The organism is Imbroritus primus (assembly GCF_964332355.1).
Classification (GTDB): domain Bacteria; phylum Pseudomonadota; class Gammaproteobacteria; order Burkholderiales; family Burkholderiaceae; genus Imbroritus; species Imbroritus primus.
The window spans coordinates 2035935-2062011 of record NZ_OZ201293.1 but is presented as its reverse complement, the minus strand read 5'-3'; the positions used below and the strand labels follow the sequence as shown (position 1 = coordinate 2062011).

General features: G+C 63.5%; 27 protein-coding genes, 1 pseudogene and 1 riboswitch. Of the genes and pseudogenes, 9 read left to right on the top strand and 19 right to left on the bottom strand.

What is annotated here, in order from left to right; all coding sequences use genetic code 11:
- Positions 1 to 74: 74 nt before the first annotated feature.
- From ACQ3C8_RS09450 to ACQ3C8_RS09420, 7 genes are all read right to left on the bottom strand, one after another.
- Entirely contained in the window at positions 75 to 683 is a 609-nt protein-coding gene (locus tag ACQ3C8_RS09450; RefSeq protein WP_428851398.1) for a Maf family protein, read from the bottom strand.
- Between the two features lie 19 nt (positions 684 to 702).
- Positions 703 to 1173 (bottom strand): 23S rRNA (pseudouridine(1915)-N(3))-methyltransferase RlmH, encoded by a 471-nt coding sequence (gene rlmH, locus ACQ3C8_RS09445; RefSeq protein WP_428851397.1) that lies wholly within the window; start codon positions 1171 to 1173, stop codon positions 703 to 705.
- Between the two features lie 18 nt (positions 1174 to 1191).
- Complete coding sequence (gene rsfS / locus ACQ3C8_RS09440) at positions 1192 to 1893, bottom strand: ribosome silencing factor (protein WP_009521651.1); 702 nt, start codon at positions 1891 to 1893, stop codon at positions 1192 to 1194.
- Positions 1894 to 1901: 8 nt separating this feature from the next.
- Complete coding sequence (locus ACQ3C8_RS09435; protein ID WP_428851396.1) at positions 1902 to 2606, bottom strand: nicotinate-nucleotide adenylyltransferase; 705 nt, start codon at positions 2604 to 2606, stop codon at positions 1902 to 1904.
- Positions 2603 to 3481, bottom strand: a complete 879-nt coding sequence (hemF, locus tag ACQ3C8_RS09430) for an oxygen-dependent coproporphyrinogen oxidase (RefSeq protein WP_428853058.1) — start codon at positions 3479 to 3481, stop codon at positions 2603 to 2605. Before hemF ends, ACQ3C8_RS09435 begins: the two co-directional genes overlap by 4 nt.
- An 88-nt stretch (positions 3482 to 3569) precedes the next feature.
- On the bottom strand, positions 3570 to 4838 hold the full coding sequence (gene purD / locus ACQ3C8_RS09425; RefSeq protein ID WP_428851395.1) for a phosphoribosylamine--glycine ligase: 1269 nt from the start codon (positions 4836 to 4838) through the stop codon (positions 3570 to 3572).
- A 105-nt stretch (positions 4839 to 4943) separates the two neighbouring features.
- Complete coding sequence (locus tag ACQ3C8_RS09420) at positions 4944 to 5669, bottom strand: YebC/PmpR family DNA-binding transcriptional regulator (protein ID WP_009521655.1); 726 nt, start codon at positions 5667 to 5669, stop codon at positions 4944 to 4946.
- A 262-nt stretch (positions 5670 to 5931) separates the two neighbouring features.
- Here ACQ3C8_RS09420 and ACQ3C8_RS09415 point away from each other — a divergent pair, with 262 nt between their 5' ends.
- Positions 5932 to 7470, top strand: coding sequence for a helicase HerA-like C-terminal domain-containing protein (locus tag ACQ3C8_RS09415; RefSeq protein ID WP_428851394.1), 1539 nt, complete (start codon positions 5932 to 5934; stop codon positions 7468 to 7470).
- 65 nt (positions 7471 to 7535) lie between these two features.
- Here ACQ3C8_RS09415 and ACQ3C8_RS09410 read toward each other — a convergent pair whose 3' ends face one another.
- The 5 genes from ACQ3C8_RS09410 to ACQ3C8_RS09390 form a co-directional block, all read right to left on the bottom strand.
- Positions 7536 to 8108 carry a TMEM165/GDT1 family protein gene (locus ACQ3C8_RS09410; protein ID WP_428851393.1) on the bottom strand — a complete coding sequence of 191 codons (573 nt, stop codon included), beginning with the start codon at positions 8106 to 8108 and terminating at the stop codon, positions 7536 to 7538.
- 62 nt (positions 8109 to 8170) lie between these two features.
- Positions 8171 to 8341, bottom strand: a riboswitch (yybP-ykoY riboswitch).
- Positions 8342 to 8382: 41 nt separating this feature from the next.
- Positions 8383 to 9201, bottom strand: a complete 819-nt coding sequence (locus ACQ3C8_RS09405) for a BPSS1780 family membrane protein (RefSeq protein ID WP_428851392.1) — start codon at positions 9199 to 9201, stop codon at positions 8383 to 8385.
- Positions 9202 to 9207: 6 nt separating this feature from the next.
- On the bottom strand, positions 9208 to 10191 hold the full coding sequence (locus ACQ3C8_RS09400; protein WP_428851391.1) for a homoserine kinase: 984 nt from the start codon (positions 10189 to 10191) through the stop codon (positions 9208 to 9210).
- Positions 10192 to 10306: 115 nt separating this feature from the next.
- A complete protein-coding gene (locus ACQ3C8_RS09395) occupies positions 10307 to 10705 on the bottom strand; it encodes a hypothetical protein (RefSeq protein WP_428851390.1) in 399 nt (132 codons plus the stop codon).
- A gap of 123 nt (positions 10706 to 10828) precedes the next feature.
- On the bottom strand, positions 10829 to 11776 hold the full coding sequence (locus tag ACQ3C8_RS09390) for a TIGR00730 family Rossman fold protein (protein ID WP_428851389.1): 948 nt from the start codon (positions 11774 to 11776) through the stop codon (positions 10829 to 10831).
- A gap of 8 nt (positions 11777 to 11784) precedes the next feature.
- Between ACQ3C8_RS09390 and polA the strand changes: the two genes are divergently transcribed.
- The 4 genes from polA to ACQ3C8_RS09370 all read left to right on the top strand — a co-directional run bounded on the left by polA (position 11785) and on the right by ACQ3C8_RS09370 (position 18102).
- On the top strand, positions 11785 to 14595 hold the full coding sequence (gene polA / locus ACQ3C8_RS09385; protein WP_428851388.1) for a DNA polymerase I: 2811 nt from the start codon (positions 11785 to 11787) through the stop codon (positions 14593 to 14595).
- Between the two features lie 107 nt (positions 14596 to 14702).
- Positions 14703 to 16055 carry an NAD(P)/FAD-dependent oxidoreductase gene (locus ACQ3C8_RS09380; protein ID WP_428851387.1) on the top strand — a complete coding sequence of 451 codons (1353 nt, stop codon included), beginning with the start codon at positions 14703 to 14705 and terminating at the stop codon, positions 16053 to 16055.
- 96 nt (positions 16056 to 16151) lie between these two features.
- Positions 16152 to 17027, top strand: a complete 876-nt coding sequence (locus ACQ3C8_RS09375; RefSeq protein WP_009521664.1) for a dienelactone hydrolase family protein — start codon at positions 16152 to 16154, stop codon at positions 17025 to 17027.
- 280 nt (positions 17028 to 17307) lie between these two features.
- A complete protein-coding gene (locus ACQ3C8_RS09370) occupies positions 17308 to 18102 on the top strand; it encodes a ZIP family metal transporter (RefSeq protein ID WP_428849637.1) in 795 nt (264 codons plus the stop codon).
- A gap of 44 nt (positions 18103 to 18146) precedes the next feature.
- Here ACQ3C8_RS09370 and ACQ3C8_RS09365 read toward each other — a convergent pair whose 3' ends face one another.
- From ACQ3C8_RS09365 to ACQ3C8_RS09355, 3 genes are all read right to left on the bottom strand, one after another.
- On the bottom strand, positions 18147 to 19013 hold the full coding sequence (locus ACQ3C8_RS09365; protein ID WP_428851386.1) for a sulfurtransferase: 867 nt from the start codon (positions 19011 to 19013) through the stop codon (positions 18147 to 18149).
- A 63-nt stretch (positions 19014 to 19076) separates the two neighbouring features.
- A complete protein-coding gene (locus ACQ3C8_RS09360) occupies positions 19077 to 19997 on the bottom strand; it encodes a DMT family transporter (protein ID WP_009521668.1) in 921 nt (306 codons plus the stop codon).
- 123 nt (positions 19998 to 20120) lie between these two features.
- On the bottom strand, positions 20121 to 20798 hold the full coding sequence (locus ACQ3C8_RS09355; protein WP_428851385.1) for a cation transporter: 678 nt from the start codon (positions 20796 to 20798) through the stop codon (positions 20121 to 20123).
- 98 nt (positions 20799 to 20896) lie between these two features.
- Here ACQ3C8_RS09355 and ACQ3C8_RS09350 point away from each other — a divergent pair, with 98 nt between their 5' ends.
- The 4 genes from ACQ3C8_RS09350 to ACQ3C8_RS09335 all read left to right on the top strand — a co-directional run bounded on the left by ACQ3C8_RS09350 (position 20897) and on the right by ACQ3C8_RS09335 (position 23437).
- Positions 20897 to 21430: a Cd(II)/Pb(II)-responsive transcriptional regulator gene (locus tag ACQ3C8_RS09350; protein ID WP_428851384.1), complete on the top strand. Its 534-nt coding sequence runs from the start codon at positions 20897 to 20899 to the stop codon at positions 21428 to 21430.
- 13 nt (positions 21431 to 21443) lie between these two features.
- Positions 21444 to 21779 carry a YnfA family protein gene (locus tag ACQ3C8_RS09345; RefSeq protein ID WP_428851383.1) on the top strand — a complete coding sequence of 112 codons (336 nt, stop codon included), beginning with the start codon at positions 21444 to 21446 and terminating at the stop codon, positions 21777 to 21779.
- A 168-nt stretch (positions 21780 to 21947) separates the two neighbouring features.
- Entirely contained in the window at positions 21948 to 22304 is a 357-nt protein-coding gene (locus ACQ3C8_RS09340) for an ArsR/SmtB family transcription factor (RefSeq protein ID WP_009521672.1), read from the top strand.
- A gap of 74 nt (positions 22305 to 22378) precedes the next feature.
- A complete protein-coding gene (locus ACQ3C8_RS09335; protein ID WP_138750603.1) occupies positions 22379 to 23437 on the top strand; it encodes an alkene reductase in 1059 nt (352 codons plus the stop codon).
- A gap of 186 nt (positions 23438 to 23623) precedes the next feature.
- Here the strand turns inward: ACQ3C8_RS09335 and ACQ3C8_RS09330 are convergent, their stop codons facing one another.
- From ACQ3C8_RS09330 to ACQ3C8_RS09315, 4 genes and pseudogenes are all read right to left on the bottom strand, one after another.
- Complete coding sequence (locus ACQ3C8_RS09330; protein ID WP_428851382.1) at positions 23624 to 24121, bottom strand: low affinity iron permease family protein; 498 nt, start codon at positions 24119 to 24121, stop codon at positions 23624 to 23626.
- Positions 24122 to 24502: 381 nt separating this feature from the next.
- On the bottom strand, positions 24503 to 24823 hold the full coding sequence (locus tag ACQ3C8_RS09325; protein ID WP_428853057.1) for an SRPBCC domain-containing protein: 321 nt from the start codon (positions 24821 to 24823) through the stop codon (positions 24503 to 24505).
- A 75-nt stretch (positions 24824 to 24898) separates the two neighbouring features.
- Positions 24899 to 25345, bottom strand: a pseudogene (locus ACQ3C8_RS09320) (DUF262 domain-containing protein); the annotation flags it as partial.
- Positions 25346 to 25360: 15 nt separating this feature from the next.
- Positions 25361 to 26029, bottom strand: a complete 669-nt coding sequence (locus ACQ3C8_RS09315; protein WP_428851381.1) for a hypothetical protein — start codon at positions 26027 to 26029, stop codon at positions 25361 to 25363.
- Positions 26030 to 26077: the final 48 nt, after the last annotated feature.

Here is a 26077-nt window from a genome sequence, read left to right as displayed (position 1 = left end):
ACCTGCTGCATGTGCGCGAGGCGTGTTGCCCTGCATTGCAGGCCGGAACGGTCACTTTATGCGGATCGCCTCTCCTATTGGCAATGGACGCCCGAAAGCCCGAGCAGACGCGTAGTTTCGAACAATGGCAAGCCCATGATACCTGAATAGCTGCCGGCGATCCGTTCGGTAAATCCCGCAGCACGGCCCTGGATGCCATAGGCGCCGGCCTTGCCGAAAGGCTCGCCGGAAGCGACGTAGCGCGCGATGGCAGCGTCGTCGAGCGGGGCGAAGGTCACGTCCGAGATGGAGAGCGCGGCGTGCATGTGCCCTGCGGTATCGACCACGGCGACGGCGGTCAGGACTTGGTGTGTGCGTCCGGCGAGCTGCCGCAGGATACGCATGGCGTCAGCCGCGTCGGCGGGTTTGCCGAGGATGTGATGGTCGAGCGCGACCGTCGTGTCGGAGGTGAGCAGCGGGGCGGGCGGCAGGGCGCGGCGTTGCAGGCGCATGCATGCCGCTTCGGCCTTGAGTCGGCAGACACGCTGCACATACTGCTCGGCGGACTCGCCGGGTAGCACGGCCTCCAGCGCTTCCGCATCCTCGTCGGCATCGGGCAGCAGCAGTTCGAAACGGACGCCGATCTGGCGCAGCAGTTCCTGGCGGCGCGGACTTTGCGAGGCGAGGTAGATCATGTCGCTCATGGCCGGGCGGGGCGCGTGATTACACGCGGTGATAGGGGTGGTTGCGCGTGATGGACCATGCGCGGTAGAGCTGTTCGGCCAGCAGCACGCGCACCATGCCGTGGGGCAGCGTCAGGCTGGATACGCGCAGCAGCATGTCGGCACGTTGTTTCAGCGCGGGGTCGAGTCCGTCCGCGCCGCCGATCAGCAGCGCGACATCGCCGCCTTCCCGTTGCCAGCCGGTCAATGCGTCGGCCAGCTGTACAGTTGACCAGTCCTTGCCGCGCTCGTCGAGTGCGATGATGCGGCACTGTTTCGGCAGGGCGGCTTCGATGCGCGCCGCTTCCAGCTGCATCACCGTGGCGGCGGTGCGGCTGGAGGAGCGCTGCTCGGGACGGATTTCCTTGAGCACGATGCGCAGTTCCGGCGGCATGCGCTTGGCATACTCGTCGAAACCCTGTTCGATCCACGTCGGCATCTTGTGGCCGACGGCGACGATCAGCAACTGCATCGTGCGGGTCAGGCGCGATCAGGCGCTGCGGGTGGTCCGCTTGCGGGCTGCCGGGGCGGCGGACGTGACGCGCACGGTCGTCTTGCGGGCCGGCGACTTGCTGGCAGCGGTCTTGCCAGCCACGGTCTTGCGTGCGGTCGTCTTGCGTGCCGGGGTGTTGCCTGCGGCGCCAGTGCGCGGCGCGGTCTTGCGGGCCGGCTTGGCGGGCGCATCGCTTTCGCGGCCCATCGGCTCGGAAAACTCGGCCATGCCTTCCGGCAGCCGGGCCATTGCCGGGCGAGCGGTCGTGCGGCGCGTGGTCAGCGGCTTGCGGGCATTGTCTTCCTCGCTGCCGTCGTCGTCGGCTTCGCTGGCCTTCGGCAGACCCTTGGCCGTGCCGCCGAGCTTGATGCGCACCGGCTTGTCACCCCAGATTTCCTCGAGGTTGTAGTACAGGCGCAGCTGCGGCTGCAGGATGTGCACCACGGCGTCGCCACAGTCCACCAACACCCATTCGCCGGTTTCTGTGCCTTCCACGGCGATGATGTCGCCGCCCGCGTTCTTCACGGCATCGCGCACGGAACTGGCGAGTGCCTTGGTCTGGCGGTTCGACGTGCCGCTGGCGATGATGACGCGATCGAACAGTTCGGTCAGGTGCGTGGTGTTGTACACCTTGATGTCCTGTCCCTTGACGTCTTCAAGAGCGTCGACGATCAGGCGTTGCAGTTTGCGGATGTCCATGGGCGGATTCAGTCGGTTGGGTGCTGCACCGGGCGGTACAGGCGATGTTGTTGAATATAGCCTGCGACGCCGGCAGGGAGCAAATCGTCGGCGCTTTCGCCATAGGCCCCACCATGCGCCAGGCGCCGGCGCAGTTCGGTGGAAGACAGGTCGACGGCCAGTGTCTGGTCGAGCCACATATGGCCGGAGGGGGTGGATTGTATCAAGGCTGTCGGGGCGATGCGCCGGTCGAGCTCTTGCTGGACCTCCGGACGTAGCGCATGCAGGTCGAAACCCGGCCGGGTCGCCACGCACAGATGGACTGCGCTGAACAGTTCCTGCCAGCCATGCCAACTGTGCAGGCCGAGCAGCTGGTCGGCGCCCATCAGCCAGGCAATGGAGGTTTCGGGGCCGACCTGCCGGCGCAGTTCGCGCACGGTGTCGATGGTATAGCTGGGACCGTCGCGGTCGACTTCCATGCGGCTGACCCGCACGCGCGCGGATACGTCCTGCATGGTCGCGGCCGCGAGTTCGGTCATGGCCAGACGATGCCGGGCAGGCGTGATGTCGGCGGCTTTCTGCCACGACATGCCGGTGGGAATCCACAGCAGTTCGTCGAGCCCCAGATGCGCGACGCACAGCCGGGCAAGCGCGACGTGGCCCTGGTGCGGCGGGTCGAAGGTGCCGCCCAGGATGCCGAGGCGGAGCGGCCGGGGCGCAGCGGGCGCTGTCATACCCAGTCGCGCGCCGGGAGAAAAGCGGTGGTCAACGCAGCTTCCGGCGAGCCGGGCTCGGGATGCCAGTCATAGCGCCATTTCACGATCGGCGGCATTGACATGAGGATCGATTCCGTCCGTCCGCCGGATTGCAGGCCGAACAGCGTGCCACGGTCGAACACCAGGTTGAATTCGACATAGCGGCCGCGGCGGTAGGCCTGGAAGTCGCGTTCGCGTTCGCCGTAGGGCGTGTCGCGCCGCGCCTGCAGGATCGGCAGGTAGGCATCGAGGAAGGCATCGCCGACCGAACGCATCATGGCAAAACTGCCATCGAAACCGAGGGCATGGAAGTCATCGAAGAAGATGCCGCCGATGCCGCGCGCTTCGTTGCGGTGCTTGAGGAAGAAGTACTCGTCGCACCACGTCTTGAAGCGCGGATACAGGTCGGCGCCATGCGGGGCGAGGGCGTCCTTGCAGGTCTGGTGGAAATGCCGGCAGTCGTCGGCATTGCCGTAGTACGGCGTCAGGTCCATGCCGCCGCCGAACCACCATACCGGTTCCGCACCGGACTTGACGGCGATGAAGCAGCGCACGTTCATGTGCACGGTCGGCACGTAGGGGTTGCGCGGATGAAAGACGAGCGAGACGCCCATGGCCTCGAAGCTGCGGCCGGCGAGTTCCGGGCGGGCGGCCGTGGCCGAGGGCGGCAGGGTGTTGCCGGTGACATGCGAGAAGCCGACGCCGCCGCGTTCGAGTACGTTGCCGTCCTCGAGGATGCGGCTGCGGCCGTTGCCCTGCAGGCGCTCGTGGGCCGGTTTTTCCCACGCATCGGTGAGAAAAGGCTTGCCGTCGGCGGCTTCGAGAGCCGCGACGATGCGGTCCTGCAGACCCATCAGGTACTGGCGGACAGCTGCGGTGTCGACGCTGGCGGGGTTCTCTGGCACGGTGTTATCCACGGTGATCTGCGCGTTCGGCCGAAGGTCAGTGCCGCACGGCGCGATAGCCGATATCGCTGCGGTACTGCATGCCGTCGAAATGGATGTGCTGCACGGCGGTGTAGGCCGCGCGCTGTGCCGCCTTGACCGTGTCGGCCAGGCCGACCACGCATAGCACTCGGCCGCCGTTCGCACTCAGCACGCCGTCCTGCAGCGTCGTGCCTGCGTGGAAGGTCACGCTGTCATCCGTCTCGGCAGGAATGCCGGTAATGACATCGCCCTTGCGCGGCGCATCGGGATAGCCGTGCGCGGCCATGACCACGCCGAGCGCCGTGCGGCGGTCCCAGTCGAGTTCGACCTGGTCGAGCCTGCCGTTGACCGCGTGTTCCATCACGTCGAACAGGTCGGTCTTGAGGCGCGCCATGATCGGCTGCGTTTCCGGATCGCCCATGCGGCAGTTGAATTCGAGGGTCTTGGGATTGCCGTCGGCGTCGATCATCAGGCCGGCGTACAGGAAGCCGGTATAGACGATGCCGTCCTTTTCCATGCCGCGCACGGTCGGCAGGATGATCTCGCGCAGCACGCGCGCATGCAGCGCGGGCGTGACCACGGGGGCGGGCGAGTAGGCACCCATGCCGCCGGTATTGGGGCCGGCATCGCCGTCGAGCAGGCGCTTGTGGTCCTGGCTGGTCGCCAGGGCGAGTACGTTCTTGCCATCGCACATGACGATGAAGCTGGCTTCCTCGCCCTGCAGGAATTCCTCGATGACCACGCGTGCGCCGGCGCTGCCGAACTGGTTGTCGGCCAGCATCATGTCGACGGCGCGGTGCGCTTCGTCGAGCGTCATGGCAACGACCACGCCCTTGCCGGCGGCCAGGCCGTCGGCCTTGATGACGATCGGTGCGCCCTGCGCATCGATGTAGGCATGGGCCTCGGGCGCGGAGGTGAAGGTCTGGTAAGCCGCGGTCGGAATGCCGTGGCGGTGCATGAAGGCCTTGGCGAAATCCTTGGAGCTTTCGAGCTGCGCGGCAGCCTGCGTGGGGCCAAAAATCTTCAGGCCTTCGGCGCGGAAGCGGTCGACGATGCCTGCGGCCAGCGGGGCCTCCGGGCCGACCACGGTGAAGTGCACATTCTCCCGCTTGGCGAAGGCGACGAGCACATCGAGGTCAGTAATCGGCACGTTCTGCAGCCGCTTGTCGAGGGCCGTGCCGCCGTTGCCGGGGGCCACGTACACCATCTGGATACGGGGAGACTGCGCCAGCTTCCATGCCAGGGCATGTTCACGTCCGCCAGAACCAACTACCAATACTTTCATCATGTGCGCCAGAAAGAGAAACTTTGGAGAACGGCCGGACCGTTCCTTTCGCTAATACCGATCATCTGCGATCGCCGGGGGGCCAGGTAACCGTAATGCCCAGCCTTACTCGTCGATCAGGGCATTGGTGAAGACATCCTGCACGTCGTCGAGGTTTTCGAGCGCGTCGAGCAGTTTCTGCATCTTGACCGCATCGTCACCGGTCAGGGCGACTTCGTTTTGCGGCTTCATGGTGACTTCAGCCATTTCCGCCTTGAAACCGGCGGCTTCGAGCGCAGTCTTCACGGCGGAGAAATCATGCGGGCCGCAAGTGACTTCGATCGAACCGTCTTCGCTGGTGGTCACGTCTTCCGCGCCGGCCTCGAGCGCGGCTTCCATCAGCGCATCCTCGGACGTACCGGGGGCGAAGATGAACTGGCCGCAATGCGTGAACATGAAGGCCACGGAGCCTTCCGTGCCCATGTTGCCGCCGTTCTTGGAGAAGGCATGGCGCACTTCCGCCACGGTGCGGGTACGGTTGTCGGTCATGCAGTCGACGATCACCGCCGCGCCGCCCAGGCCGTAGCCTTCATAGCGGATTTCTTCGTAGTTGGCACCTTCGAGGCCGCCGACGCCGCGCTGGATGGCCCGCTGGATGTTGTCCTTGGGCATGTTGGCGTCAGTCGCCTTGTCCATGGCCAGGCGCAGGCGCGGGTTGGAGTCGGCATCGGCGCCGCCGAGGCGTGCGGCGACCGTGATTTCCTTGATCAGGCGGGTCCAGATCTTGCCGCGCTTGGCGTCAGCTGCAGCTTTCTTGTGCTTGATATTGGCCCATTTGGAATGACCGGCCATAGTTTCTCCGATGCGCGCGTGTTGGTCGTGTTCGTTGGCGTCCCCGGATCGGGGCGTTTGTTGTACTGGCAGCGCGCTTTGGCGAACGCATTGACGAAACATCGGACGTCAGGCGCGCGAGCTATAATCAGCCGGGCATTTTATCATGCGGGCCGCACCTGTCCGCAGCTGTGATGCGTCTGACCGCAGCGCTGATTCTGGCGCTGATGTCGGCGCTGATGTCGGCGCTGACACTGGCCCTTTTCTACCTGACGAGGAACCCATGACCGATCCCCTGCTGATTGCCAAGAATGCAGAACACGAACTGTTCCTGCTGCCACAGATGGGTAACCGCCATGGGTTGATCACCGGCGCCACCGGTACCGGCAAGACGGTGACGCTTCAGGCGCTCGCCCAGGCCTTCTCGCGCATCGGCGTGCCGGTATTTGTGTCGGACGTGAAGGGCGACCTGTCGGGCATCGCCGAAGCCGGGCAGTTGAGCGACAAGCTGAAGGGCCGTTTGGAGCAGCTAGGGCTGCCCGAGCCGGTGTGGGGTGCGTGCCCGGTCACATTCTGGGACGTGTTTGGCAAGAAGGGGCATCCGGTGCGGGCCACGGTCTCCGACATGGGGCCGCTGATGCTGTCGCGCATGCTGGAACTGAACGATACGCAGACCGGCGTGCTGAACCTGGTATTCAAGATCGCTGACGACCGGGGCCTGCTGCTGCTCGATGCCAAGGACCTGCGCGCCATGCTGCAGTACGTTGGCGAGAACGCCAGTCAGTTCACCACCGAATACGGCAATATCTCATCCGCCAGCATCGGCGCGATCCAGCGGGGCTTGCTGGCACTGGAGTCGCAGGGCGGCGACCAGTTCTTCGGTGAGCCGATGCTCAATATCCAGGACTTCATGCAGCAGGTCGGCGGGCAGGGTGTCGTCAACATCCTCGCCGCCGATCAACTGATGAATGCGCCACGCCTGTACGCCACCTTTTTGCTCTGGATGCTGGCCGAGTTGTTCGAGTCGCTGCCGGAAGTGGGCGATGCTGACAAGCCCAAGCTGGTGTTCTTCTTCGATGAGGCACACCTGCTGTTCAACGATGCGCCCAAGGCCCTGCTGGAGAAAATCGAGCAGGTGGTCCGGCTGGTGCGCTCCAAGGGTGTCGGCGTGTATTTCGTCACGCAGAACCCGATCGATATTCCCGATACGGTGCTGGGCCAGCTCGGCAACCGCGTGCAGCATGCCCTGCGCGCCTTCACGCCGCGCGACCAGAAGGCCGTGAAAGTGGCCGCCACGACCATGCGCGCCAATCCCAAGCTCGATATCGAAACCGCCATCGGCGAACTCGGTGTGGGCGAGGCCTTGGTGTCGATGCTCGATGAAAAAGGCCGGCCGCAGATTACCGAGCGCGCCTATATCGTGGCGCCGGGTAGCCGCATCGGTCCGATTACCGACGCGGAACGTGCAACGCTGCAGCAAGGCTCGCTCGTGGCTGGCGTTTACGAAAAAGTGCTGGACCGCGAGTCCGCCTATGAAAAATTGCGCGGTGCCCAGGCGGGTGCTGGCAGTGCGGGTGGGAACACTGCCGACGCACCCGCCGGAGAAGCCGAAGGCGGCAGCTGGATGGGCGATCTTGCCGGGACGGTGTTTGGCAATGGTGGCAACGGCAGCAAAGGGGGCACGGCCAAGCGCGGCGGCGCCCGCGGCGACTCGGTAGTCGAAGCGCTGGCCAAGTCGGCGGCGCGCACCATCGGCTCGACCGTCGGCCGTGAGATCGTGCGCGGCATTCTCGGCAGCATTCTCGGTTCACGCCGCAAGTAAGGCGGCCTGCGGGCCAGGCCAGCCTGCGAATGACGCCCGCGTGACCCGGTCACGCGGGCGTTTTTTTATGCGCCGACGCCGAGCAGCGCGAGTACGCCCAGTACCAGGAAAACCACTGCTGCGATGCGGTGTACGAGCCGTACCGGCAGGCGTCCGGCAAAGCGTCCGCCGAGCAGCACCGCTGGCACATTGGCGATCATCATGCCGAGCGTGGTGCCGAGCACCACGGGCACCATGGCATCGAAGCGGGCAGCCAGCGCCACGGTGGCGATCTGCGTCTTGTCGCCCATTTCCGCCAGAAAGAACACCAGCAACGTGGTGCCGAATACACCGAGCAGGCGGCTGGCATCCTTGGGCTGATCTTCGGCGTCGAGTTTGTCCGGAATCAGCATCCAGCCAGCCATGAGAATGAAGCCGATGCCGAGGATCCAGCGCAATACATCGGGGCCGAGCAGGTGTGTGAGCCAGCTGCCGACCGCCCCGGCCAGCGCATGGTTGGCGAGCGTAGCGACGAGAATACCGAGAATGATGGGAACCGGCTTGCGAAAGCGCGCAGCGAGCAGGAGCGAGAGGAGCTGGGTCTTGTCGCCGATTTCTGCCAGGGCGACGATGCCGGTCGAAACGAGGAAGGCTTCCATGGGGATTGTCATTATTCCGGGCCGAATGCATCGTGACGATGCCAATGACATGCACCTTCCCCGGCCCGAACCGGAAAGGCGATGCCATTGGTCTCGCCAGGCCCCGGATGATCCGGGCTGCAAGCGCCATGATCGGCGCGGTTCATGGTTGACATGCTCCGCGCGTCTTCAAGTCTGTTGACGCATGCCCCGCTCAGTGTGTCGGCGGGCGGCTACTCCCCAATTGCTGGGGGCGATTATACCGGCTTCTCCAGCTGCTGGCGAGCGACCAGCGTCAGAAAACGTCCGGGTTGGGCGTCTGGGTATCGTCGCTGTTGCTTTCGGCGGCCGGCTTGACGTTGAAGCAGCCGCGGTATGTGGCATAGAACGAGCAGTACAGGATCGTCAGCATGGCCAGCGAATAAGGCGTGACGATGAATGACATGAATTCGCCTGCCCCGATCGAGCGAAAAAACGCTTCCAGGATGAATGGAATCGCCACCATCAGGATGCCGAAGATAATGCCGTAGGTGACAAAGGCACCCCGGTTGCGCCAGCACGCGATCCAGCTGAAGAAAATGGCCTTGATCGGCGTCACGCCATGCCACGCTACCAGCAGCGGCGCGAACCAGAACGACATGGCAACGGGAATGTAAAGCAGCGCCCCGACCAGCAGGGCGCGGTACAGGATGCCTGCGGTTTCCGCGCTGGGTTCGGCTTCGCGCATCAGCACCGGCATGAGTTCGCGCAGGTCGACGAGGCTGCCGACGATCAGACTGAGGGCGAAGACGGCGACCGCATACAGCCCGCCCAGCTTCAGTAGGCCGCTGATGGCCGGCTTGTTGCTGGTGCGGAAGGCCGATACCAGGATGGCGGGCGAGACGCGGCGATTCTGGATCACGTCGCGGCAGGCCGTCATGATGCCGACGAATAGCCCGGGGTTGAGGACCAGCGCCGCAATGATGCCGATGAGTGGAATGAAGATGGCGAGCTGCAGCGCCATCAAGTAGATGAACAGCAGCATCAGGAAGGTCAGCGGGTTCTTGCGGAACAACCAGAGGCCTTGCCGGAACCAGACATAGCCGTCGCGCGGCGTGACTTCGATCAGTTGCATGGCGACTCAGACATGGAGGACGGAAGGAATATTGATCCGCGCGCGCAGGATGCGTTCGAAATGCGCCGGGTCATGCGGTTGCAGCATGTGCGCATCGCGCGGCAGATAAAAGTCCCACAGGCGCGAGATCCAGAAACGCAGCGCTGCGGCGCGCAGCATGTCGGCCCAGTGCCGGCGTTCGGCATCGCCGAGCGGCCGTACGGCGGCGTAGGCCTGCAGCATGGCATCCATGCGCACATCATCCAGTCTGCCAGTAGGCAGGTCGATGCACCAGTCGTTGACGCACACGGCCAGGTCGAACAGCCATTTGTCGATGCCGGCAAAGTAGAAATCGAAGAAGCCGCCCAGGCGGCTGCCGCCGTCGGCCGTCGCCTGGAACAGCACGTTGTCGCGGAACAGGTCGCAATGGCAGGGGCCGGCGGGTAGGGCAGCGTAGTCTGCGCTGCCGAAGAAGCGCTGCTGATGCGCCAACTCGGCTTGCAGCAGGGCCTGCTTTTCCGCATCGATGAACGGCAGGACCTGCGGAACGGTCTCTTCCCACCAGGGCAGGCTGCGCAGATTGGGCTGGTGGCGGTCATAGTCGACGCCGGCGAGGTGCATGCGCGCCAGCATCTCGCCCACCTGGGCGCAATGCAGCGGGCCGGGCGTCAGGTCGGAGGCGCCCGGCAGGCGCGTGACGATCGTGGCTGGCTTGCCTTTCAACTGGCGCAGGATGGCGCCATCGCGTGCCTGCATGGGCGCCGGCACGGCAATGCCGGCGGCGTGCAGGTGCTGCATGAAATACAGGTAGAACGGCAGTTGCTCGAACGTCAGGCGCTCGAAGATGGTCAGCACATACTGATGCGTGACGCCGTCGCGTTCGGTGGTCAGGAAGAAGTTGCTGTTTTCGATGCCGGAGGCGATCCCGCGAAAGTCGGTGATGCTGCCAAGGTCGTAGTCCTGAAGCCAAAGTTCGATCTCGGCTTGCGAGACCGCGGTAAAGACGGCCATGCTGTATCTGCTTTTATCTGCTTGTTGGTGACGGGATGCCCTGGCTGGCACAAGGCGGGCCGCCCCCCCTCCCAATATATGGGGCAGGGCGTGCCGGCGCCTGTCTGGCCGGGGTTCAGAACTTGAGAATCGGCACTGACGGCACGCGGTTCACGGTGCGGTCACGCTGCTGCGGCACGCCTTCTTCCGGTTTGCTCATCTGGTACGACGTGCCCATGCCCGAGTGTACTTCGATATCGGTGGCGCGTCCCTTGTTGCGGTATTCGCGCACTTGCGTGCCGTCGGTATCGTTGAGCACGAAGCTGGGTTCGCGCGGGCGGTTCAGTTCGGTGGTGGCGCGCGGCGCGAGCGGCTGCTTGTTGATGCGCTCCAGCTCCTGGGCCGACAGCGGCGAGGGATTGGAGTCGGCCTGCGCAGCGGCCAGCCCTGGCAGGACCAGCAGCAGGCCCACGGTCAGGCAGCGCCACTGGCTGGATGAGCGGAAAAACGACAGGGAGAAGGGCAGCGCGTTCATGGCGAGGCTCCGTGCAGCATAGCTGCAAAGTCGATGGATCCTTCTATTCTAGCAACTGCCGGACTCCACGGGTGGCGAAAGCTGCGCCTGATCCCTGCCGCTCCCCATGCCGCGGCCACCCGGTTACAGGTAGAACATCTCTTCCTTCGACGGGATGACGGCATCCGTCTCGCGGGTCTCGTAGAAGGCATAGACCGCCTCCAGTGCATCGTGCGGATCGTCTACCACCTTCATGATGTCGAGGTCGCCTGGCGAGATTACCCCCATCGGAAGGAGGGTGTGACGGAACCACTCCAGCAAGCCGTGCCAGAAGGTGGTGCCAACCATCACGATCGGCACGTGCCGCGACTTGCCGGTCTGGACGAGCGTCAGCACCTCGGCCAGTTCGTCGAGCGTGCCGAAGCCGCCCGGCATGACGATGAAGGCATCCGAATTCTTCACGAAGCTGACCTTGCGCGTAAAGAAGTGGCGGAAGCGCATGGAGATATCCTGGTACGGATTGCCGCGTTGCTCGTGCGGCAGTTCGATGTTCAGGCCCACGCTGGCTGACTTGCCGGCATGCGCGCCCTTATTGGCGGCTTCCATGATGCCCGGCCCGCCGCCGGAGATGACGGCAAAGCCGGCATCCGAGAACAAGCGGGCGATATCGACGGTTTTCGCGTAGTAAGGGGACTCTTCGTTGAGTCGTGCACTCCCATAGATAGATACCGCTGGGCGTACCTCCGAGAGGTACTCGGTTGCCTCGATGAACTCTGCCATAATCGTGAACATCTGCCAGGAGGCGCGTGCCTTCTTGGCCGTGGCACGATCCTCGTCCGCGAGTGCGCGCAGGCTCGGAATCATCTTGCGCGGATGCATGCGCAGCGGCGCTGCGGGATCTTCTCCGCGGCGCGGGCCGGGCGCGGTATCGCCAGGGTAGTCGTGCGCCGCTTCCGGCATGGTGGTGGCGGCGGCAATGTCAGCGACTTTATCGGCCACCTTGCCAGGGGCTGCCGGGGAACTTTGCGGTGTGTCTTGCTGCGGTGCCTGCGGTGCACCGGCCGTGGTGTCTTTATTCGTCTTAGCGTTCATATTTATTCATGTCAGATAGTCCAAACATGCTCTTGCTGGTCGATGGCTCAAGCTATCTCTATCGTGCCTACCATGCATTGCCAGACCTGCGGAATCCGGAAGGATTTCCCACCGGAGCGATCTACGGCATGATCAACATGCTGCGAAAACTGCGGAATGACTATCCGGCACAGTATAGCGCCTGCGTATTTGATGCAAAGGGCAAGACCTTCCGCGACGACCTGTATCCCGAATACAAGGAACACCGCGCGCCGATGCCTGAGGACCTGGCGCGCCAGATCGAGCCGATTCATGAGGCCGTGCGCGCACTCGGCTGGCCCATCCTGATGGTAGAGGGCGTGGAGGCCGACGATGTCATCGGGACGCTCACGCACCGCGCGACGACGCAGGGCATCCGCAGTGTGGTGTCGACGGGAGACAAGGACCTCGCGCAACTGGTCAATGCCGATGTCACGCTCGTCAACACCATGAGCGGCGAGGTGCTCGACCCGGCGGGTGTGCAGGCCAAGTTCGGCGTGCCGCCGGAACGCATCATCGACTATCTTGCGCTGATTGGCGATACCGTCGACAACATTCCTGGCGTGCCCAAGGTTGGCCCAAAGACCGCGCTGAAATGGCTCACAGAATACGGCACGCTCGACAACATCATCGCCAATGCCGGCGCCATCAAGGGTGTGGTAGGCGAAAATCTGCGTAACACGCTGGACTGGCTGCCGAAAGGTCGCGAGCTGATCACGGTGAAGCTCGACTGCGACCTGAGTGCCGAAGTGCCCGATTTTACGGCACTGCACGATCATCCTGAAAATGCCCAGGCGCTGATCGAATTCTTTACGCGCTATGGCTTTCGTACCTGGCTGCGCGAACTGACTGGCGAGAGTCTGCCTGATGTCCGTAGCGCCAAGACTGCCGCCGTGCGCCAGGGTACCGCCGCGCCGGCCGCGCAAGGCGGCCTGTTCGATGATGCCGCGCCGGTTGCCATGCCGATGCCGGCCGCGCCGCCGGCCGCCGTCGATTACGAAACCGTCCGCACCGAGGCGCAGCTGGAAAGCTGGATGCAGCGGCTGGCCGAGGCGGAGCTGGTGAGCATCGACACGGAAACCACCTCGCTCGATCCAATGCAGGCGCAGCTTGTGGGCCTGTCGCTGGCCGTGTCGCCCGGCGTGGCCTGCTATATCCCGGTGGCGCACCGCGGGCCCGATGTGGCGGCCGGTGCAACCCAGCTCACGCAGGACGTGGTGCTCGCGCGCATGAAGGCGTGGCTCGAGGACGAAAGCGCGCTCAAGGTCGGACAGCACCTGAAGTACGACGCGCATATCTTCGCCAATTGCGGCGTGGCGTTGCGCGGCATTGCGCATGACACCATGCTGCAGTCGTACGTACTCGAGTCGCACCGCAACCACGGCATGGATGCCCTGGCCGAGCGCGAACTCGGCGTCAAGACCATCACCTATGAAGAGGTCTGCGGCAAGGGTGTGAACCAGCTGTGCTTCGACCAGATCGACATCGCCCGGGCGACCGAATACGCGGCGGAGGATGCCGATATCACGCTGCGCCTGCATCACGCGCTCTATCCGCGCGTGGCGGCTGTGCCAGGTTTGAAGTATGTGTATGAGTCCATCGAAATGCCGACATCGATCGTGTTGCAGCAGATCGAGCGCAATGGTGTGCTGATCGACAGCGCGCGCCTGGCTGCGCAAAGTCATACGCTGGGCGAGCGCATCCTGCAGCTCGAGCAGGAAGCCCATGTGCTGGCAGGCCAGCCATTCAACCTCAGCTCGCCGAAGCAGATCGGCGAGATCCTCTTCACCCGCATGGAGCTGCCGGTCGTGAAGAAGACAGCAAGCGGTGCGCCATCGACAGACGAGGAGGTGCTGCAGAAGCTGGCGGAGGACTATCCGCTACCCAAGTTGCTGCTGGAGTACCGCGGCATGGCGAAGCTCAAGGCGACCTATACCGACAAGCTGCCGAAGATGGTCAATCCGCGTACCGGCCGGGTACATACGACGTATGGTCAGGCAACGGCAGTGACCGGGCGGCTGGCGTCCACCGACCCGAACCTGCAGAACATTCCGGTGCGTACCGAGGAAGGCCGCCGTATCCGCGAGGCTTTCATCGCCGGACCCGGCAACGTCATTGTCTCGGCCGACTACTCGCAGATCGAGCTACGCATCATGGCGCATATTTCTGGCGACGAAAATCTGCTGCGGGCCTTCGCCGAGGGCAAGGACATCCACCGTGCCACCGCGGCCGAGATCTTCAGCGTCGGCGTCGACGAGGTCACGGCCGACCAGCGGCGTGTCGCCAAGACCATCAACTTTGGTCTGATCTACGGCATGAGCGCCTTCGGGCTCGCCGCCAACCTGGGCATCACGCGCGATGCGGCCAAGATGTATATCGACCGCTATTTCACACGCTATCCCGGTGTGGCTACCTATATGGAAGAGACCCGCAGCGCGGCGCGCGAGCGCGGTTACGTGGAAACCGTGTTCGGCCGCCGCCTGTGGCTGCCCGATATCCGTGGCGGCAATGGCCCGCGCCGGCAGGCCGCCGAGCGCGCGGCCATCAATGCGCCGATGCAGGGGACCGCTGCCGACCTGATCAAGCTATCGATGATCGCCGTACAGCGTTGGCTGGAGGATGAGCGCCTGGGCTCGCGCCTGATTATGCAGGTGCACGACGAACTGGTGCTGGAAACGCCTGAAGCCGAGCTGCCGCTGGTGCGCACGCGCCTGCCGGAACTGATGTGCGGCGTCGCCACGCTGTCCGTGCCGCTCGTGGCCGAAGTGGGGGCGGGCGCCAACTGGGAAGTGGCGCACTGAGCCGGCTGCCGATTCGCCACACTGGGCGAAGATCGACACGTTCCAACCGTCGTGCGACCCCCATGCCCGGCATGCGCCGGACGGGTCGGTGACTCACAGGAGAGGGCATGCAAGTCGGAGTACAGGCAGGTGCGCAGACAGAGGCGCAGACAGGACACCGTATCGTCGTTGTCGGCGGTGGCGCGGGTGGGCTGGAACTGGCTACGCGGCTCGGGGACAGCCTCGGCAAGCGCGGCGCGGCCAAGGTCGTGCTGATCGACCGCGCGCCGACGCATATCTGGAAGCCGCTGCTGCATGAGGTTGCGGCTGGCAGCATGGACCCGAACACGCACCAGCTCGAGTATGCCGCACAGGCGCGCTGGCATCATTTCGAATTCCAGCAGGGCGAACTGCTCGGCCTCGACCGTGTGGCTCGTACTGTCTCGGTGGCCGCTTGCCATGACGAGGACGGCATCGAGGTCCTGCCGGCCCGGGCGATTGCCTACGATACGCTCGTGCTGGCCATCGGCAGCGTGACGCACGACTTCGGCGTGCCGGGTGCGGCGGAGCATGCGATCAAGCTTGATACGGCTGCGCAGGCCGAGCGTTTCCGCCGTCGCCTCATCGCCGCCTGCATGCGGGCAGAGAACCGCATTGGGCAGCAGGATGTCGTGCGTCCGACCGTCGACGTTGCCATCATCGGCGCGGGAGCAACCGGCGTCGAGCTGTCGGCAGAGTTGCGCAATACCGCGTATGTGCTGGGCGCATACGGCCTGCATCATCTCGACCCCAAGCAGGATGTGCGTATCCATATTGTCGAGGCCGGGCCGCGTATCCTGCCGGCCCTGTCCGAGCGCGTGTCGGGCGAGACGACCAAGCTGCTGCGCCGCCTCAATATCGAAGTACTGACCGGCGAGCGCGTCACCGAAGTGCGCGAGGATGCGGTGCTGACAGCGTCCGGCAAGACCGTCCCTGCTGACCTGACTGTCTGGGCGGCTGGCATCACGGCGCCCAAGGTGCTGGGTACGCTGGGCCTGCCGGTCAACCGCATGGGCCAGATCGAAGTCGAGCAGACGCTGCTGGTGCGCGGTGAAGATAGCATCTATGCGTTCGGCGATTGCGCCAGTTGCGCCTGGCCGGAGATGAACACCACCGTGCCACCGCGTGCCCAGGCGGCGCACCAGCAGGCGTCGTTCCTCGTCAAGGCGATCCGCACGCGCTTGCAGGGTGGCGAGGCACCGGAGTTCCGCTTCCGCGATTTCGGCTCGCTGGTATCGCTCGGGCGCTTCAGTGCGGTCGGCAATCTGATGGGCGGGCTGATTGGCGGATCGATGCTGATCGAGGGCCTGCTGGCGCGGCTCATGTATGCCAGCCTCTACCGTATGCACGTCATGGCGCTGCACGGCCCGCTGCGTATGGCGCTCGATACGGTGATCCACTGGCTGCGCAACAAGACCCGGCCGCGTGTGAAGTTGCATTGATCCTGCGGCGGCACGTGCGCGCGGCGCAGAAGTTACATAGAATCGCGAATGTTACGGGGCGCAATGGCGTCCCGTCGTTTTCAAGGAGACCCGCTGATGTTCAAGCCCGAGATTGAGAGCCTGGTTCCCGCACAATCCTTCGATCGCCGCGATTTCGTCCGTACTGCGCTGGGCAGTGCCTTCGCTGCGGCCGTCATGCCGGTGGCCGCGAGCACCATCAAGACCGATTTCGAGGGCCTGACGGCGGGTGAGGTGATGATTCCATCCGGCGACCTGTCGATGCCGGCCTATCGCGCTCAGCCGACCGGCAAGACCAACCTGCCGGTAGTGCTGGTGATCAGCGAGATCTTCGGCGTGCATGAGCATATCGCCGACGTCTGCCGGCGCTTTGCCAAGCTCGGCTATCTCGCGATTGCTCCCGAACTGTTCGTGCGCCAGGGTGATCCGACCTCGTTCGGCACGCTGCAGGAACTGATGACCAACATCATCAGCAAGGTACCCGATGCACAAGTCATGGGCGATCTCGATGCCGCGGTCAAATGGGCCGGTGCCAACAACGGCAATGCCGCCAAGGTCGGCATCACCGGCTTCTGCTGGGGTGGGCGGATCACGTGGTTGTACTGTGCGCACAGCCCCACGGTGAAAGCCGGCGTGGCGTGGTATGGCCGTCTGGTGGGCGACAAGACGCCGACCAGTCCTGCACATCCGCTCGATCTGGCGGGGCAGTTGAAGGCCCCGGTGCTCGGCCTGTACGGCGGCCAGGACACGGGTATTCCGCTCGATACCGTGGAGAAGATGAAGGCGGCGCTCAAGCAGTCGTCCGCGCCGGCGGCCAAGGCTTCGTCGTTCGTCATCTATCCCGATGCCCCGCACGCCTTCCACGCCGATTACCGGCCTAGCTACCGGGCTACCGAGGCGCGTGATGGCTGGGAAAAATGCCTGGCGTGGTTCCGCAAGCAGGGCGTGGCCTGAACGCAGTCCGCAGTCATCCATCTGAAGCACCTGATTGAAGCGCCTGGCCCGGTGCTTCAGGTCTGAAGTAATCGCTCTGACATTGTCGGGTCACGGCGTAGTCCTGGGAATCTCTGAGATGTTCCCCCAAGGCTACGTTCCCCTGTTCTCCGGAAAAGCGATACAGCAGTTGCCAACTACGGACGGGTTTGCGTACAATCTCGTCTTTGTTGCAACTGTGTTGCAATAGTGCGCGACCACGCATGCTGCTCGCCAGCATGCCGCGCCTCCGGAGAGCATCATCGATACCACCCTGTTATCCATTCTCGCCGCGACCGCCCTGGCGGGCATCGGGAGCATTTTGGCCGCGGCCCTGCTGTCGCTGACGGTCATGAGCCGCATCGTCAAGCCCATGGTCAGCTTTTCGGTGGGGGTGCTGCTGGCGACGGCGCTCCTGCACTCGCTGCCTGAAGCCTTTGAATCCGGCGCGGATTCCCATGCCCTGTTTGCCACGCTGCTGGCTGGCCTGCTCGGTTTTTTCCTGCTCGAAAAGCTGGCGCTGCTGCGGCACTCGCATCATCACGAAGGTGATGGCCACGGCCACCATCACGGGCATGACCGGGAGGAAGCAGGCAAGAGCGGCATGCTGATCCTGGTGGGCGACTCACTGCACAACTTTGCCGACGGTATTCTCATTGCCGCAGCGTTCGTGGCCGATCCGCATATCGGCGTGGTCACGGCGCTGGCCATCGCCGCGCACGAGATTCCGCAGGAAGTCGGCGACTTCATCGTGTTGCTCAACGCCGGCTTCAGCCGGGCACGTGCCTTTGCCTACAACCTCTTGTCGAGCCTGTCGGCGGTGGTTGGCGGGCTCATTGGCTATTTGCTGTTCGACCGCATGGCGACCTGGGTGCCGTTCGTGTTGGTACTGGCGTCGAGCAGCTTCGTCTATATCGCGGTCAGCGACCTCATGCCGCAGATGCAACGTCGTCCGAAGTGGCGCGAGTCCGCGGTGCAGGTCGCGCTGATCGTCCTCGGTGTGGTCCTGGTGTATGTGCTGACGCGTCATGCCCATGGGCATGGTCATCTGCACTGAGCGCTGACTTTAGCGCTCTGTACTAAGCCCCGCACTGAACACGTTCAGTCGCCCGTCGCCATGGGGCGTGACGCATCTGCACACCACTCGCTCCACGAACCGGGATAAAGAGCTGCGCCCGTGAGGCCTGCGACCTCGAGCGCCAGCAGGTTGTGGCAGGCGGTGACGCCCGAGCCGCACTGCATGATGCTGTACTCGGGTGCAGTCTGGCCGAGCGTGGTCTGCCATTCGGCGCGCAACTGTTCCGCTGGTTTGAAACGCATGTTGCGATCGAGATTGCGCTTGAAGCAGTGGTTGCGCGCGCCGGGAATATGCCCGCCCACTGGATCGAGCGTTTCATTCTCGCCGCGAAAGCGGTCCTCGGTGCGGGCATCGACGACCAGGCGCGCCTGGGTCGCCAGGTTCTCCATGATGTCCTGCGCGTCTACCACAGGGACCAGTGCAGCGCGCAGTTCCAGGTTGCCGCGATCTTCAGGCAGGGCAGGTTCATCGGGAACACCCGGTTCGAGCACATAGCCCGCGGCTTCCCACGCCTGCCGGCCACCGTCGAGCACGGCAGCGCCGGCATGACCGATCCAGCGCAGCATCCACCACAGCCGTGCGGCGAACACGCCGCCATTGCCGTCATAGGCGACGACCTGGGTGTCATTATTGACGCCCAGCATGCGCAGGCGGGCAATGAAATCGTCCGGTGCGGGCAGTGGGTGCCGCCCGTTGGTGCCCGTCTTGGCGCCTGATAGTTCGTTGTCGAGATGCAGGTAATAGGCGCCGGGAATGTGGCCGGCATGATGAGCCTGGCGGCCGGCAGCCGGATCGGCGAGATCGAAGGTGCAATCGATTACCACCGTGTGGGCGGTGGGGTCGGCGAGCAGGGTATGCAGCGCCTCGGGGGATATCAGTGTGGTGGTCATGGCATTCCGCTAGCGATGAACAAGGATTTGCAGCATCATCATCGCATGCCTTCACGATGCGCCTCACACTTCGGGATGCACCTCGGCTTCCGGGGGCGTGGCGGCTGCCGCCTGCGCGGCGCGCGCATCCTCGCGCGCGCGGATCAGCGTGGTTGCGATGCCGCTGATGATGATCATGGCCATCCCCGACCAACTGAGCCAGTCGAGACGGTCGTTCCATATCAGTATGCCTAAGCCGACGCCAAACACAATCCCCGCATACTGGAGATTGGCTGTCAGTAGCGTGTTGCCGCGCTTGTAAGCGCGCGTCATGGTGGTCTGGCCGATCGTGGCCGTCACGCCAGTCGCCAGCAGTAGTGCGACGCCGCTCCAGGTATGCGTGGATACGCCGGTAAAGTACATCCAGACGATACCGAGCACCAGGCCAAGCGCCGAGAAATAGAAGACGATGCGGTTCTCGGATTCGCCCAGCTTGCCGAGCGCGCGCACCTCCACATAAGCCAGCGCGGTGAAGAAGCCGGAGATCAGGCCGATCAACCCGGCAGCCAGTTGGCTTGAGTCGACCGAAGGCCGCAACAGGCAGATGACGCCGGCGAAAGATAACAGGATGGCAACGACCAGCCGGCGGTCTGTGTCCGGGCCGCGTTTGCCTGCCAGTACAGCACCTGCGCTCAGGATCAGCGCAATCCAGACTGGCGACATATAGTTCAGTGTCAGGGCGGTTGCCAGCGGTAGCTGCGACAGGCAATAGAACATCATCATCAGTGCCGTCAGGCCGAACACGCTCCGCTTGATGTGCGAGATCGCATGCGGCGTGCGCAGGGTCTCGCCGCGCCGTCGCATCAGCCACGCAATGAGAATGACGCCGATCAGGCAGCGAAAGAAAATGATTTCCCCGGTGGTATAGGTTTCGGATGCGAGCTTGACGCACACCCCCATCAGTGAAAAAAAGAAGGCGGCGACCAACATCCAGAGCGATTGCATGGGGAAGAAACGGCGGTGGTGAATCGGAGGGAGCCCAGATTGTACCAAGCCCGGCGGTTTTCAGCCGGGCTGTCCCGCCATGGTCCGGCACGCCTGCCTGCAGCGTGCCCGTGGCGGGCGCGCTCAGTGAAGGTGTGAAGAGGCAGACGATCCGGCCGGCGGCTGCGGGGCTTGTCCGTGTCCCTGCCGCCCCCGCAACTCCTGTCGCGCGTGCCGCATGACGGTGATGCCGGAGGAGAGGGCGAGGCTGGCCATGACGACCGCGACAATGATGTCCGGCCAGCCACTGCCTGTGCCAAAGACGCCGGCGGCGGCGAGCATCACGGCGAGGTTGCCAAGCGCGTCGTTACGGCTGCAGAGCCATACGGAGCGCATATTGGCGTCTCCGCTGCGATAGGTGTACAGCATCCATGCCACGCCGACATTGGCAAGCAGCGCTACGAGGCCGATCGTTCCCATGGTGAGCGGCTCCGGTGGCATGCCAATGTAGGCTGACCACAGCCCACGGCCCAACACCACCATGCCGAAAACCGCCATGGTCAGGCCTTTGAGCCACGCGGCCCGGGCGCGCCAGGCGAGGGCCATGGACAGTACAAACAATGCGATTCCGTAGTTCGCGGTATCGCCGGCGAAGTCGAGCGCATCGGCCCACAGCGCAATCGAACCGGAGCGCATGCCCGCGCCGATTTCGATGAAGAACATCAGGCCGTTGACTGCGAGCGCGATCCACAGCGCACGGCGGAAGCGATGGTCCTGGCCTTCGGCGGGCGGGGACGGCGGGGGGCAGCAATGTGCGGACATGGCGGGCTCCTGATTGGAATGATTCCATTTCACACCCTGTAGCCGCTCCAGGGTCAAGCGCGTACCATATCCATGTGTACCAACACCGGGGAATCGGCATGCGGATCGGTGAGTTGTCGCGGGCGGCGGGTGTCGACGTGGAGACCATTCGCTTCTACGAAAAAAGCGGGGTGCTGCCACGGGCCGAGCGCCAGGCGAACGGATACCGCAGCTATGGCCCTGCCCATCTCGAACGGCTTGCCTTCGTGCGTCATTGCCGGGCGCTCGATATACCGCTGGCGGACGTGCAGCGCCTGCTGGCATTCCTCGACAGGCCGGGCGAGGATTGCGGCGATATCGACCAGCTGGTGGCGACGCATCTGGTGCGTGTACGCGCTCGCCTCGCCAGCATGCTCGCACTGGAGCAACAACTGACCGCGCTGAGCCGTGCTTGTGCTACCGACAGTCATACCGTTGCGGAATGCGGCATTCTTCAGGAGCTGGTGGCCGCGGCGCACGGCGAGGCGTGTGCATGCCATGCGCTGGCAGAAGCCGTTCCTGCTGCCGCTGCCCCCGCGATGCCGCGAGCAGCGGCACCTTCCGTCTCACCACCTGCGGCACGGGCACCCGCCAGACGCCGCAAACAGCCCTGATCCCGGGACCATCATGCTTGAACTTGCGAAGTTCGCTGGCCTTTTTGCCTTGACCGCCGTCGCCGAAATCGTCGGCTGCTATTTGCCCTGGCTGGTCCTCAAGCAGGCCCGGCCACTCTGGCTGCTGGCACCTGCAGCGCTGTCGCTGGCACTGTTTGCGTGGTTGTTGACCTTGCACCCGACCGCCGCCGGGCGGACCTACGCCGCGTACGGCGGCATGTACATTGCCGTGGCGTTGCTCTGGCTCTACTGGGTCGACGGCATTCCATTGACGCGCTGGGATATCGCCGGGGCGGCGCTGGCGCTGTGCGGCATGGCTGTGATCGCCTTGCAGCCAGTCAAGGGGTGAGGTTTGCTCGAGGCGCGGTAACGGACACATGTTCATGCCGTCTTGATGTTGGTGTACTGTCCGCGCGGCAGGAAGAGTGGGTCCGCGCCTGCGCAGATTGGTGGGTGTCAGGCAGACTATCGATTTATATCGTATATTGACGATATTAAGTTCTGGAGATGCAGATATATGGTTCGTCGATCCACGAACAGCGTAGCAACGCCAGCCTCCCGGCAGGACGCGGTTGCGCTGGATATGGATGTGGTTCACAAGGCGCTCGCCAACCCGGTACGGCGCAATATTCTTGCCTGGCTGAAGACTCCCGAAGTGTGCTTCAGAGAGCAGGAACATTCGCTGGAACTGGGCGTGTGTGCAGGACAGATCGACGCGCGCGCCGGGCTGTCGCAGTCTACGGTATCGGCGCATCTGGCAATCCTGCAGCGGGCCGGGCTGGTGACTTCCCGGCGGGTTGGCCAGTGGGTGTACTTCAAACGCAATGAAGCAACGATCCAGGCGTTTCTCGACCATATGCATCAAGCGCTCTGAACAATTCGTGCCGCCGGAGATGGCTCCGTGCGGATTGGCACCCTGTGTGCTTCCCGTTTTGCTGACTGATGACCATGCCAACTTTATTTGACCCTATCCGTATCGGTGATCTCGATCTTCCCAATCGCGTCGTCATGGCGCCTCTGACCCGTGCGCGGGCGACCGGCGGCGGCCGCGTTCCCAATGAGCTGATGGCGCGCTATTACGTGCAGCGCGCCTCGGCCGGATTGATTCTCAGCGAGGCCACGGCGGTATCGCCGCAAGGCGTCGGGTATGCCGATACGCCGGGGATCTGGTCCGAGGCGCAGGTCGCCGGCTGGCAGCAGGTGACCAAGGCCGTGCACGCCGCCGGCGGCCGCATTTTTCTGCAACTGTGGCACGTGGGGCGGATCTCCGATCCAATCTTCCTCGATGGCGACCTGCCGGTTGCGCCGAGCGCGATTGCCGCAGACGGGCACGTCAGCCTGGTGCGGCCGAAGCGCGCTTATGTCACGCCGCGTGCGCTGGATCTCGAGGAGATCCCGGGCATCGTCGAGGCCTATCGTCGGGGCGCTGAAAACGCCAAGCGTGCAGGTTTCGATGGCGTGGAGGTGCATGGCGCGAACGGCTACCTGCTCGACCAGTTCCTGCAGGACAGCACCAACAAGCGGACCGATGCCTACGGCGGCTCGATCGAGAACCGCGCCCGGCTGATGCTGGAAGTGACGGATGCGTGTATCGCTGTCTGGGGTGCCGAACGGGTCGGGGTGCACCTCTCGCCGAACGGCGCTTCTCACGATATCCGTGATTCCGATCCGCTGGCGACGTTCGGCTATGTTGCCCGCGAACTTGGCAAGCGCGGAGTGGCCTTCATCTGCGTCCGTGAATCGCTGCGCGACAATCGTTTGGGCCCGGCGCTGAAGAAGGCATTCGGCGGCGTGTTCATTGCCAACGAAAACCTGACCAAGGCATCCGCCCAGCAGGTGCTGGATGCAGGTGAGGCTGACGCGGTGGCTTTCGGCAAGTTGTTCATTGCCAACCCGGACCTGCCGCGTCGCCTGCAGATCGACGCGCCGCTCAACGAGCCGCAGCCGGAGACGTTCTATCACCCGGGTGAAGCGGGTTACATCGACTATCCGGCACTGAGTTCGTGAGCGAGGCCGGGCTGCCCAGAAGGCAGTCCGGTGCACACGCTACCAAGCGAGCATGTCCGCAAGTGCGGTTCGGCACATTAAGGCGGTCCCGCGTCGCTGTGGCGGTATGGTGGCCAGGATGTTCCTGCCGCCGTGCTACTTCAGAATCTACCCCTTAGCATGCTCGCCTTTCCATCGCTTGGGCTATCACTCCATGTTTTTTCCGTGGTCTTCCGCCACAGCAGGCATAAGCTGCGCTGTGCCTCGCCGGCCTTGCCATGCCCGGGCCTTCGCAGCATGATTTTCGTTGGCCTCATCGATCGAATGACTGCGTTTGACACCGCCTTCGCGGTCGGCCAGATCTGCCAGATGACGGTAGTAGTCGCTGAGCTGTCGTAACTCATCCTCATCGAGTTCTTCGATGGAAATGAGGTGATTGCTCGCCGCCCTGTGCGACGCCAGCAGTTCGTTCAGTTTCAGGTGTACGGCCACGGAATCCTTGTTCTGGCTCTGCTGGATCAGGAAGACCATCAAGAACGTGATGATGGTCGTGCCGGTATTGATGACCAGCTGCCAGGTTTCGGAGAACTGAAACATTGGCCCGGTGATTCCCCACACGACCACGATCATGGTGGCCAGGAAAAAAGCGAGTGGCGAGCCTGCATGTCGTGTCGCGCTGTTCGCGAAATGGTCGAAAAGATGCATCAGCCGCCGGCGGCGGTCGGCAGGTGGCTGCGAGTTGCCATTCCCTGCGTGCTGTGCACCTTGCTCGGGCGTGTGATGGCGGGGCATATGCATGTCTCTCATTCCTGACTCCTGTCGGCGGCGCGGCAGCGTCTATCTTAGGATGAGTGAGAGGCGGGGAGAAGTCGGCGGCTTCCTACAGGCAGGGCTTCGCCCGGCTTGATGAGCCGTCCCGGAAGGGATATGGAGCAGGCCAAACGCTGGCGAGGCGCTGGCTCTCCAATGCGCCGTCGAGGCATAAAGCAGGGGTGAGCCGACGCCGCGGCGACCTTGGAAGCCGCAGGCGGGCTGGAATAAAGCCGACGGAAGCGCGCGGCTAACCGAACGTTGGCCGACGGCATCTCAGCCCGGAATCTCCGCCTCGACCAGCTTGGCCAGCAGGGCGAGCGATTCCTGCCAGCCGAGATAGCAGCTTTCTTCCGGGATGACATCCGGGATCCCTTCCTGAACTGCCGTGAGTTCCGTACCGCACGATACCGGCTTGAGCGTGATAGTCGTGATCATCTCGCCGGGTAGGTTGGGGTCGTCGAAGCGGTCGGTGTAGCGCAGGCGCACCTCGGGAACGAGTTCCAGGTATCCGACAAAGCGGTCAAAGTCTGCCTCAGACGGAAAACGGGTGGTGTCATCAATACTGGCATGTATGGTCTGCAAGCCTGCGGCCATATTCGACAGCGACAGGTTCTTGCTGGCTGCGATGCCCACCAAATCCGGGCTATGAGAGCCACCATCAGTTTTGATGTAACTTTCGATGAAGGTGCCAACGTTATCGCGAATGTCATAGACGATGCGATTGCGACCGGGAATCTTCTTCCACTTGTTCTCTTCCTGGAACAGCATTTCACGGCAAGCGGCTTTAAGCTTGTCATCCGTCACTCGGTCACGGATGCAGGCCAGCATCAGCATTAACGTGGTCAGACGCTGCTGGCCATCCAGTAGTTCGTACTCTTCAAAGCTCACCCCGTCGGTGGTGCGAGTTGCCTTACGCAGCACCATAGAACCCAGAAAGTAATGCCCTTCCGGGTTGTGCTCGCTGGCGTAATTCACATCATCGATCAGCTCGGAAATCTCATCTTTGCCCCAGACATAGGCTCGCTGGTAATCCGGGATGCGGAACCAGAAACGCGAGAACACCTCGCCAATGACGATCTTGGCGCTCTCGATCTGCCCCTTTTTACTTGAACTCATTTCCACTCCCTGGGATTACTTGGATGCAACAGCAAACAGATCGTCGAGCTGCGGATTACTCGTGATCAGCAACAGCTTTTTAATCGTGGCGGCCTGATTGATCTCCAGGCGCGCGAAATGCTCGCCACCAGCCGAAGACTGCTTGCGGATCAGTTGGATACGCCCGAATAACCCGCCGTGCTTTTCCGCAAACTTTGCCAGCCCGACGGCCTTCTCAAAGTTGTCGCTAAGACTCGGGTCGTGGGGCTCAAGAATGTCAATGGCGAATTCGCTGCCGACTTTGCGCACCACGACTAAATCCGGGAACATTGGTCGCACATCACCGCCCTTCTCATACGGAATCTCCAGCGACCACGGCTTGCGATCCAGATTGCGCAACCAGCCGACCACTTCAGGCTTGGCCAGTTCTTCCTTCAATACCCCGGCTTCCCAACTGCCCAGCTCGGCACGAAACTGGCCATTACCTTCCACATACAGATGGCGCTCCCAGAGGGGATCAGTCGGCAGTCGCTTGAAGTCGATGGATGCTGGCAAATGCCATGGCACTTCGTGGGGCTTGGCCGTTGCCAGCCGCAGCTTCTCGTAATTGGCGCGTTTTTGCTCCTTGAGTTTGTAGATGGCCTTCTTGTGCTGGTCGTAAAGACCATCGAAGGCTGCCTCTGCCTTTGATTCCAGCACTGCCATTTCTGCCGCGTTGCGGGCCAGGACGATGGCCTCAACCTTGACTTCCAG